The organism is Tabrizicola sp. (assembly GCF_016792905.1).
Taxonomy (GTDB): Bacteria; Pseudomonadota; Alphaproteobacteria; order Rhodobacterales; family Rhodobacteraceae; genus Tabrizicola.
Map to the genome: position 1 here is coordinate 19,835 of NZ_JAEULP010000007.1, position 9,269 is coordinate 29,103.

A 9,269-nucleotide genomic window follows, 5' to 3' on the forward strand; every position below is an offset into this window, starting at 1 on the left:
GCTCCTCCCGCCCGGCAGGCAAGTCCGGCATTCCGCCTAGATCAACAGCGCCCCCTCGTGTCGCAACAATGCCGCTTTCGTCTCCACCCCGCCCGGAGCGGAGAATCCGCCGAACCAGTCGGTCCCCGTCACGCGATGGCAGGGGATGATGATCGGCAAGGAGTTCGCCCCGCAGGCCTGCCCCACGGCCTGCGGCGCCGCGCCCACCGCCTTCGCGATCTGGCCATAGGTCCGGGTCTCGCCCTGGGGAATATCGGCCATCGCCCGCCGCACAGCCGCATTCAGCCCGGTTCCCCAGTCCAGCGGCAGGTCGAACCGGGTGAGCCGTCGGTCGAAATAGGCCGCGAGTTGCGCCAGCCCCTCGGCCAGCAGCGCGCTTTCGCCCTGCACTTCGGGCAACCGCCACTCGAGACCCACCAGCAGGCCCTCCCGCTCGACCAGCGCCACGGGCCCGAAGGGCCCGGTGATCCCGGCCCGGATCATGCCGGCCCCTCCCGCCGCAGGGGAGCGAAGGCCTCGCGCAGCATATCCGCCATCCCCTCCATCGCCGGCGAGGTTCCCCGCGGGTTCCGCCGCAACACCACCCGCGCGTTGTCGACGATCGGAAAGCCGTCTGCCGTCGTCAGCTCCCGGCAGCCCGCCGGGATGGTGCTGCGCGACAGGGGCGCGATTGCCATCCCGTTCGTCACCGCCACCCGGAACCCGCCCGCCATGTCGCAGGCCCAGGCCGCCCGCCAGTCGAACGCCAGCCGGTTCAACGACACCTCCACATAGTCCCGGCTCCATTCCGAACTGAAATAGACGGCCACCGGCACCGGTCGGCGTAGGTGCTGCGCATGGGTCACGGATGTCACCCAGACCGTCGGGTCGATGCACAACACCTCGCCCTCCTGCACATAGGCCCAGTCGTAGATCACCGCGAGGTCGATCTCGTCAGCCTCCAGCGCCTTGATCTGGGCCGAGGAATGGTCCACCCGCACCGAGACCTGCACCCCCTCGTGCCGCTCGTCAAAGGCCGCCAGCGCGCGGGGCAGGACCGTGCCGGAATACTCGTCCGAAATCCCGACCCGAACCGGCCCGACCAGCGGCTTCTCCCGCAGGGCAATCGCCGCCTCGTCCAGAAGCGCCACCACGCGGCGGGCATAGGGCACCAGCTGCTCGCCGCGCGGCGTCAGGACCACCCCGCGCGCCTGCCGGTCGAACAGCGGCTGACCCAGGCTGTCCTCCAGCCGCTTCACCTGCAGGCTGACCGCCGACTGCGTGCGGTACAGCCGTCCCGCCGCCGCCGTAACCGAGCCGAGGTCGGCCACCGCCAGAAAGCTGCGCATCAGGTCGCTGTCGAGGGGCGGCTTCATCGCAAACCCATGAGTCAGATTTATGTTAGCCATCAAACCTATTCGTTTGTGAAATGTCAAACCCGCCCCTATCTTCAGCCTACACGCAAAGGAGATTGATCATGTTCGCCCGCCTCTTCGCCCTCATGCAGCTGCGCCGCTCGACTGCGTTCCTGCTGGAACGCGAAGACGATCACTTGCTGGACGACATCGGTCTGACCCGTGAAGAGCTTCTGGCCATGCGCCGGGGCGAGGTTCTCGCTGCCGCCCAGGTCAAGACGCTGCGCTTCCATTCGACGCCGACGCCCCGCGGTCTCCCCGTGGGCGCCTCGGCCTGACTCTTCGCCGAGGGGACCCCACCCTCGGCGAAGCCTTTACCTTCTCCCGCTCAAGCTTCGCCCGGCAGCATCCGCCGCAGGATCTTGCCCGAGGCCGATTTCGGGATCGCCTCGATGAAGGTGATCCGCTTTGGCAGCTTGTAATGCGCCAGCTGCCCGGCCAGATGCGCACGGATGGCCGCTTCCTCGGCTCCCTCGGCGGGCACGACGAAGGCAACCGGCACCTCGCCCGCATCCTCGTCCGGCACACCCTTGACCGCGGCATCCTTCACCATCGGGCTGGTCAGCAGCGCCGCCTCCACCTCGGCCGGTGCAACCTGGAAGCCCTTGACCTTGATCAGCTCCTTCAGCCGGTCGCGGATGAAGACATAGCCGTCGGCGTCCACCTCGGCCTGATCCCCCGTCCGAAGCCAGCCATCCGCGCTTAGCGTTTCGGCGGTCGCGTCGGGCCGGTTGTGGTAGCCCGCCATCACCTGCGGCCCCCTGACCCACAACTCTCCCGCCTCGCCCACCCCCGCATCGCGCCCGTCCACAACGATCCGGCATTCGGTCGAGGGCAGCGTCACCCCGACCGAACCCTTCCGGGCCTGACCACGCGGCGTCGCATGGCTGACCGGGCTCATCTCGGTCATGCCGTAACCCTGTACCGACAGGCAGCCGATCCGCGCCGCCACCGCATCGCCGACCTCTCCCCCAAGCGGCGCCGCACCGGAAAAGAACCGCTCGACATGGGACAGGTCGAAATTCGCCACCATCGGATGCTTGGCCAGGGCCACCGCGACAGGCGGCGCGCAGAACAGCGTCGGCGTCCGGTATTTCGCCACCAGCGTCAGGAACAGCTCCAGATCGAAGCGCGGCATGGTGATGACCCCGGCCCCGGCGGCAAGATGCATGTTCATCAGCACGGTCTGGCCGTAGATGTGGAAGAAGGGCAGGAAGCCCACCGACCATTCGCCCGGCTCGCAGCCGATCACCGCCAGCGATTGATCCACATTCGCCACCAGATTGCGATGCGTCAGCCGCACCCCCTTGGGCAGGCCCGTTGTGCCGCTGGAATACGGAAGCACCGCGACGTCCACCGCCGCATCGACCGGCACCTGCGCCACCAGCGGCTCGCCCATCAGCGCGGCCAGCGGGGTGACGCCTTCTGCCTCACCGATGACCACGATCTCCACATCGCCCGCCGCCGTCTGCGCAGTATCCAGGAACGGCGACACCGTCACCAAGAGCCGCGCGCCCGAGTCCTCCAGCTGATGGGCAACCTCCGGCACGGTGTAGCTCGGGTTGATCGTGGTGACCGTCGCCCCGGCGAAGGCCGCGCCATGGAACACCACCGCATAGTCCGGGATGTTCGGCGCCAGCACCGCCACCACGTCGCCCTTGCCGATCCCGCGCGACCGCAATCCCCCCGCCAGCCGCCGGATACCACCCTCCAGCGCCCCGGCCGTCACCTCCCGGCCCGAGGGCCCGTCGATCAGCACAACGCGGTTGGGGTCAGGGCCAAGGCCCCGCAAGACCCGCTCGGTGATGCTTTCGCCGGTCAGGGTGATCGGCGGATAGGGACTTCTATGGATCATGGCACCCTCCCCGGTTCAGGGAAGGATACCACGGTTCGGATGGAAAAGTTTCACCCCAAGGCGTCGTTGCAGCGCTGGCATGTCCCCGGATGTTCATGCGTGCCCACGTCCGGCAGCACCCGCCAGCAGCGCTCGCATTTCCCGCCCTTGGCCAGCTCGAACTCCACCGCCACCTGCGGCACGTCGGCCAGCGCGAAGGCACCCTCCGGCACCGGCCTGGTCGACAGCCAGATGCAGGAGGTGATGCAGACCTCCTCGAAGGTGATGGTTTCCAGCAGCGCCATCATCTCCGGCGTCACGAACACCTCCGGCGCGGCTTCCAGGCTGGAGCCGATAACCTTCGCGGTCCGCTGCACCTCCAGCGCGCCCGTCACCACCCGCCGCACGTCGCGGATCGTCTCCCATTTCGCGGCCAGCGCCTCGTCGCGCCAGCTTGCCGGGGTCTCGGGGAAGTCCACCAGATGAACCGAGCTGTCCTCGCCCGGGAAGCGTTCCAGCCAGACCTCTTCCATGGTGAAGACCAGCACCGGCGCCAGCCAGGTGGTCAGCCGGTGGAACAGGATGTCCATCACCGTCCGGCAGGCCCGGCGGCGCAGCGACGAAGGCGCATCGCAGTAGAGCGCATCCTTGCGGATATCGAAGTAGATCGCGCTCAGGTCGGTGGTGCAGAAGGTGAAGAGCTTCTGGAACACCCCCTGGAAGTCATACTTCGCATAGCCTTCGCGCACTTCGGCATCCAGTTCGGCCAGCCGGTGCAGCACCCAGCGCTCCAGCTCCGGCATCTGGGCCACATCCACCCGCTCCGCCGCGCTGAACCCCGAGAGAGCCCCGAGCATATACCGCATGGTATTCCGCAGGCGGCGATAGCTGTCGGCGACCCCCTTCAGGATCTCCTTCCCGATCCGCAAGTCGACCGTATAGTCCGACTGCGCCACCCAAAGCCGCAGGATGTCGGCCCCATACTCCCCGATCACCTCCTGCGGCGCCGTGGTGTTGCCGAGCGACTTGGACATCTTCATGCCCTTTTCGTCCAGCGTGAAGCCGTGTGTCAGCACGCCCCGGTAGGGCGCCCGCCCCTTGGTCCCGCAGGCCTGCAGAAGAGAGGAATGGAACCAGCCGCGATGCTGGTCGGTGCCTTCCAGATACAGATCGGCGATCCCGTCCGAGGTCCCGTCCTCGCGGTCGCGCAGCACGAAGGCATGGGTCGAGCCGGAATCGAACCAGACGTCCAGCACATCGTAGACCTGTTCATAATCCGATGGATTCACGATGCCCTCCAGCACCTTTTCCTTGAATCCTTGCACATACCACACATCGGCGCCTTCCGCCTCGAAGGCCGCCCTGATCCGCGCATTGACCTCCGGGCTCTTCAAAAGGAAGTCCGCCGCATCCGGCCGCGCCCCCTTCTTCACGAAGCAGGTCAGCGGCACGCCCCAGGCGCGCTGGCGCGACAGCACCCAGTCCGGCCGCGCCTCGATCATCGAGTTGAGCCGGTTCCGCCCCGTCGCGGGCGTCCACTCGACCAGCTGGTTGATCGAGGTCAGCGCCCTGCGACGGATGGTATCGCCATAGGTGCCAAGCCCGTCGTCCAGCTTGCGGTCGATGGCCACGAACCATTGCGGGGTGTTGCGGTAGATCACCGGGGCCTTGGACCGCCAGGAATGCGGATAGGAGTGCTTCAGCTTGCCCTTGGCGAAGAGCGCCCCGGCATAGGCCAGCTGCTTGATCACGCTGACGTTCGCCGGACCTTCCTTGCCCTCGGGCGTGATGATGTGCTGCCCGCCGAACAAGGGCAGGTCGGCGCGATACGACCCGTCGGCCTCGACGTTGTAGGTCATCGGCAGGCCGAACTTCACGCCCAACTGATAGTCATCATCCCCGTGCGAGGGGGCGGTATGCACGAACCCCGTCCCCGCATCGTCGGTAACGTGATCGCCGGGGAGCATGGGGACGTCATAGTCCCATTCGCCGTTGCCCCCTTCGATGCCGCGGAATGGGTGGGCGAGGACTAGGGCTTCGGGATTGAACTTCGAGATACGGCGAACCTTTGACGGATCAACCTTTGCGGTTGCAAACACAGCCTCGGCAAGATTGTCAGCAACGATAATCTTCTCAGGTGTCTCAACACCGTCGCCCTCGACGCGTACCACTTCGTAAAGGCCGTAGCTAACCGTCGGATTGTAGGCGACCGCTCGGTTCTGCGGGATTGTCCAAGGCGTCGTTGTCCAGATCACCACAGAAAGCGGGATGCGTTCCTGCTGCGCGATTGCGATGAAGTTCTGGTGGCTATCTTTCTGGAACTGCTCCCAATCAGCATCCTCCACGGTCTCGCTGAATTCACCCTGCCCGACGACACCGAACCGCACCCAGACCTGATGGCTGGTATGGTCGTGATACTCCACCTCCGCCTCGGCCAGCGCGGTCTTCTCCACCGGCGACCACATCACCGGCTTCGACCCCTGATACAGCGACCCGTTCATGACAAACTTCATGAACTCGTCGGCGATCACCGCCTCGGCGTGGTAGTCCATCGTCAGGTAAGGACGGTCCCACTTCCCCGTGACCCCCAGCCGCTTGAACTCCTCACGCTGCACGTCGATCCAGCCCTCGGCGAACTTGCGGCATTCCTGCCGGAAGGCGACCGTGTCCACGTCGTCCTTGTTCAGACCCTTGGCGCGGTACTGCTCCTCGATCTTCCACTCGATCGGCAACCCGTGGCAGTCCCAGCCCGGCACATAGCGGGCATCGCGGCCCATCATCTGCTGGCTGCGCACCACCATGTCCTTCAAGACCTTGTTCAGCGCATGGCCGATGTGCAGATGCCCGTTGGCATAAGGAGGGCCGTCATGCAGGACAAACGGCACCCGCCCGGCGGCGGTAGACCGCAGCCGGTCATAGACCCCGATCCGCTCCCAGCGCGCCAGCCACTCCGGCTCGCGCTGCGGCAGGCCCGCGCGCATCGGAAAGGCGGTCTCGGGCAGGAAGACGGTGTCGCGGTAGTCGACGCCAGTCTCAGAGGGGGGGGCGGCAGTATCGGCGCACATGGAGAAACGGTCCTAAGGATCAGGGGCAGGTCGGTCCGGGCCAGCCCCGAACCAGCGGCAAGACGACAAACCCGGCCAGGCCTCAGCCCGCCGGGCAAGTAATTCGCGCGCGAAGAACCCGTCCCATCTGCATGGCGGCCTTATAGACAAAGGCCTATCAAGGGTCCAGCCCGCCCCAATCCCTTTCACATTGGCCCAAATATCCTCTGGGGGTTTGGGGGGCGAAGCGCCCCCAACGCCCGAGGAGGAGGCGCAGCCCGACGACGAGACAAAAGGCTCGCGCGCCAGCGCTCATTTCGAAAGCCGCCCCGACCTGCGTCCCGATGCGAAGCTGCGCGCAGGAAGACGCCACCGGAACAAGGTAAACCCTTCCTGAACGCCCACGGCCAAGCCATTGATTTCATTCGGTCGGATTTTCTGTCCACCGTGGACAGCGCTGGACAGGGGACCCCCGACCTGCCATCCTGAACCCATGAAACTCCCCTCGCTCAACGTCCTTGGACAGGATCTCCAGCCCTGCTCCACCACCCCCGTCACCGGCTTCTTCCGCGACGGCTGCTGCAACACCGGCCCGATGGACCGCGGCCTCCACTCCGTCTGCGCCCTGATGACGGCCGAATTCCTGGCCCTGTCGAAATACCTCGGCAACGATCTCTCCACCCCCCGCCCCGAGTACGGCTTCCAGGGCCTGAAGCCCGGCGACCAGTGGTGCCTCTGTGCCTCCCGGTTCCTGCAGGCGCACGAGGAAGGCGCGGCCCCGCAGGTCCGGCTGGCCGCGACGCATCAGGCCACACTTGCGGTCGTCCCGCTGGGAATCCTGCGGCAATACGCCACCGATTGACCGGCTGGACTCTGCCCCTGCCCGGCGCGACACCACCGCCATGATCCCGCCCCGCTTCGACATCACGCCAGACCAGATCACCCGCGTCGTGGCGACCTTCTACGCCTGCGTCCGCGAACACCCCGGACTCGGGCCCGTCTTCGCCGCCCATGTCACCGACTGGCCCACGCATGAGGAGAAGATTGCCCGTTTCTGGCGGAACGCGATCCTGAACGAACGCAGCTATGACGGCAACCCGCTGGCCGCACACCGGGACGCGGGCAATGTCCGGTTGCCGATGTTCCCGGTCTGGCTTGGCCTTTTCGACAGCGTGCTTCGGCTGGAGCTTCCGTCCGAAACCGCAGCGCAATGGTCGGCGCTTGCCCACCGCATCGGGCGCGGCCTGATGTTCGGCCTGCAGGGTGCCGAGGGCGCACCGCCCTCACTTCGCTGACGTGACAGCCTGCGACTGCTGCGGCTCGGGCATCGGCCTGACCGCTCCGTCGTCGCGCATCAGGTCCTCGATGAACAGCGACAGAAGCTGCGACCGGCCGCTGACCCCGGCCTTGCGGTAGATCGCATTGGTCTGCGCCTTGACCGTGCCCTCACTGGTGGAACGCAAGGCCGCGATCTCGGCGGTCGACATGCCCTTGATCGCGAACAGCGCCACGTCCTTTTCCGAGGGCGTCAGCCCCCACTCGCCGAAGCGCTCCTGCAGGAGATCCATGAAGGCGCCCGAGGCGCGGCGCAGTTGTTCCTCGGCCCGATGACGGTCGCGCAGCGCCCTGGCCAGCATCAGCCCGCCCAACACCACGCCAAGGATCAGCCCGATCGCGGCCCCGATTTCCATCGCCTCGCGCATTTCCCAGCTGATCGGCGTGGTCCGGAATCCCACGACGGAAGAGAGGATGTCGGACACGAAGAAGAAGGCGCACAGCGCCTGGATGACGAAGATCGCAAGGTAGGGGGCCGCGCGTTTCAAACCATGACCTGAATGGCGGCGCCCCGTTCAGTTGTCGTCATGGCCACCACCGCCGTCACTATCGCCGCCGCCACTGCCGCTGTGGTCGTCATCGTCATCATCGTCATCGTCGTCGTCATCGTCGTCGTCATCATCGTCGTCACTGTCATCGTCATCGTGACCGGAGCCTCCCCGGTCGTCGATAATGGCCACCCCGTTGCCGCCTTCCGCGGTCCAGAGGTCGCGCAGGACTTCGCCAGTGTTGGGGTTCAGGATAATCTCGCGCCGTCCATCCCCGCGGATGGCGGTGATGCGAACGCGGCCCAGCAGCGTGCGCTCCTGGACAATCCCGCGGAAGCCAAGCTTCTTCAGTTGGCGGACGATGCTTTCGGCATAGTCCCGCGCTGCTGCAGGCGTGGCCAGCGCGAGGCCAGTTGCCAATCCCGAAAGGAATTCCCGCCGTTTCATCCGGATATCCCGTCCTCTCTCTCAGAACTATGTTCCAAGCCGAAGGCCCCGGCAAGACCGGGGCCTTCACACGAGCTAGAGCTGGTGGTCAGTCGTCGTTGCTGCCGTGATCGTCGTCGTCATCATCATCGTCGTCATCATCGTCGTGATCACCGCCATGATCGTCGTCATCATCGTCATCGTCATCATCATCGTCGTCATGGCCCGGTCCATGATGGCCGTCGTCATCCTCATCATCGCTGCCGTCCGCGAAATCCCGGCCAACCGTGCGGACCTCCTTGCCCGTCCGCCCCACGTCGTCACCATCCGCCGTCTCGGTTTCCTGCTTGATGACCTCTCCGGTCTCATTGGAGTACACGACTTCGACCTTGGTGGTGCCCCTGATTGCCTCGACCTTGGTCTGGGTCGGGCCGACCTTCACCTCAACGAAGCTGTAGCCCTGGGCGAGGTAGTCGTCGGCCAGTTGATTGCCGTCGATCGCGGCGAAGGCGGCGCTTGCGGACAGCGCGATTGCCGCGGAGTAGGACAGAAGTCTCGTTCTCATCTTCATTGGATAATCTCCCTCGGTTGCGGTTTCAGCTCGTCCAGGGGATCGGGTGTCCACCGTCGAGAGCATGGACCCATCAAGCCGCGGGTTGCTGGTGCTGGCCATTGACCAGAGGTTTACATGTCGCCCCCTATGCCCTGGGTTTGCCGGAATAAACCGGAGTTTATGCGCAACCTGCGC

The 9,269-nt window shown here is 65.8% G+C and carries 10 protein-coding genes; 3 read left to right on the top strand and 7 right to left on the bottom strand.

The annotated features are described in order from the left end of the window. Window positions 1-36: 36 nt before the first annotated feature. Both JNL31_RS01150 and JNL31_RS01155 read right to left on the bottom strand, forming a co-directional pair. Window positions 37-483 (bottom strand): methylated-DNA--[protein]-cysteine S-methyltransferase, encoded by a 447-nt coding sequence (locus JNL31_RS01150; protein WP_294968773.1) that lies wholly within the window; start codon window positions 481-483, stop codon window positions 37-39. Next, entirely contained in the window at window positions 480-1,355 is an 876-nt protein-coding gene (locus tag JNL31_RS01155) for a LysR family transcriptional regulator (RefSeq protein WP_294968776.1), read from the bottom strand. Before JNL31_RS01155 ends, JNL31_RS01150 begins: the two co-directional genes overlap by 4 nt. 101 nt (window positions 1,356-1,456) lie before the next feature. Here JNL31_RS01155 and JNL31_RS01160 point away from each other — a divergent pair, with 101 nt between their 5' ends. Then, on the top strand, window positions 1,457-1,672 hold the full coding sequence (locus JNL31_RS01160; RefSeq protein ID WP_294968779.1) for a DUF1127 domain-containing protein: 216 nt from the start codon (window positions 1,457-1,459) through the stop codon (window positions 1,670-1,672). A 50-nt stretch (window positions 1,673-1,722) separates the two neighbouring features. On the opposite strand, the gene JNL31_RS01165 is transcribed toward JNL31_RS01160, so the two are convergent. Then, window positions 1,723-3,249, bottom strand: coding sequence for an AMP-binding protein (locus JNL31_RS01165; protein ID WP_294968782.1), 1,527 nt, complete (start codon window positions 3,247-3,249; stop codon window positions 1,723-1,725). Window positions 3,250-3,299: 50 nt separating this feature from the next. Beyond that, a complete protein-coding gene (gene ileS / locus JNL31_RS01170) occupies window positions 3,300-6,293 on the bottom strand; it encodes an isoleucine--tRNA ligase (RefSeq protein ID WP_294968785.1) in 2,994 nt (997 codons plus the stop codon). 472 nt (window positions 6,294-6,765) lie between these two features. Between ileS and JNL31_RS01175 the strand changes: the two genes are divergently transcribed. Both JNL31_RS01175 and JNL31_RS01180 read left to right on the top strand, forming a co-directional pair. After that, the gene (locus JNL31_RS01175) at window positions 6,766-7,134 is read left to right on the top strand and encodes a DUF2237 domain-containing protein (protein WP_294968787.1); all 369 of its coding nucleotides are present in this window, start codon (window positions 6,766-6,768) and stop codon (window positions 7,132-7,134) included. A 40-nt stretch (window positions 7,135-7,174) separates the two neighbouring features. Then, a complete protein-coding gene (locus tag JNL31_RS01180; protein ID WP_294968789.1) occupies window positions 7,175-7,567 on the top strand; it encodes a group III truncated hemoglobin in 393 nt (130 codons plus the stop codon). Here JNL31_RS01180 and JNL31_RS01185 read toward each other — a convergent pair. From JNL31_RS01185 to JNL31_RS01195, 3 genes are all read right to left on the bottom strand, one after another. Beyond that, entirely contained in the window at window positions 7,556-8,095 is a 540-nt protein-coding gene (locus JNL31_RS01185; protein WP_294968791.1) for a LuxR C-terminal-related transcriptional regulator, read from the bottom strand. The two genes, JNL31_RS01180 and JNL31_RS01185, sit on opposite strands and share 12 nt — an antisense overlap. A 27-nt stretch (window positions 8,096-8,122) precedes the next feature. Next, on the bottom strand, window positions 8,123-8,542 hold the full coding sequence (locus JNL31_RS01190) for a hypothetical protein (RefSeq protein ID WP_294968793.1): 420 nt from the start codon (window positions 8,540-8,542) through the stop codon (window positions 8,123-8,125). An 88-nt stretch (window positions 8,543-8,630) separates the two neighbouring features. After that, window positions 8,631-9,092, bottom strand: a complete 462-nt coding sequence (locus JNL31_RS01195) for a PepSY domain-containing protein (protein WP_294968796.1) — start codon at window positions 9,090-9,092, stop codon at window positions 8,631-8,633. Window positions 9,093-9,269: the final 177 nt, after the last annotated feature.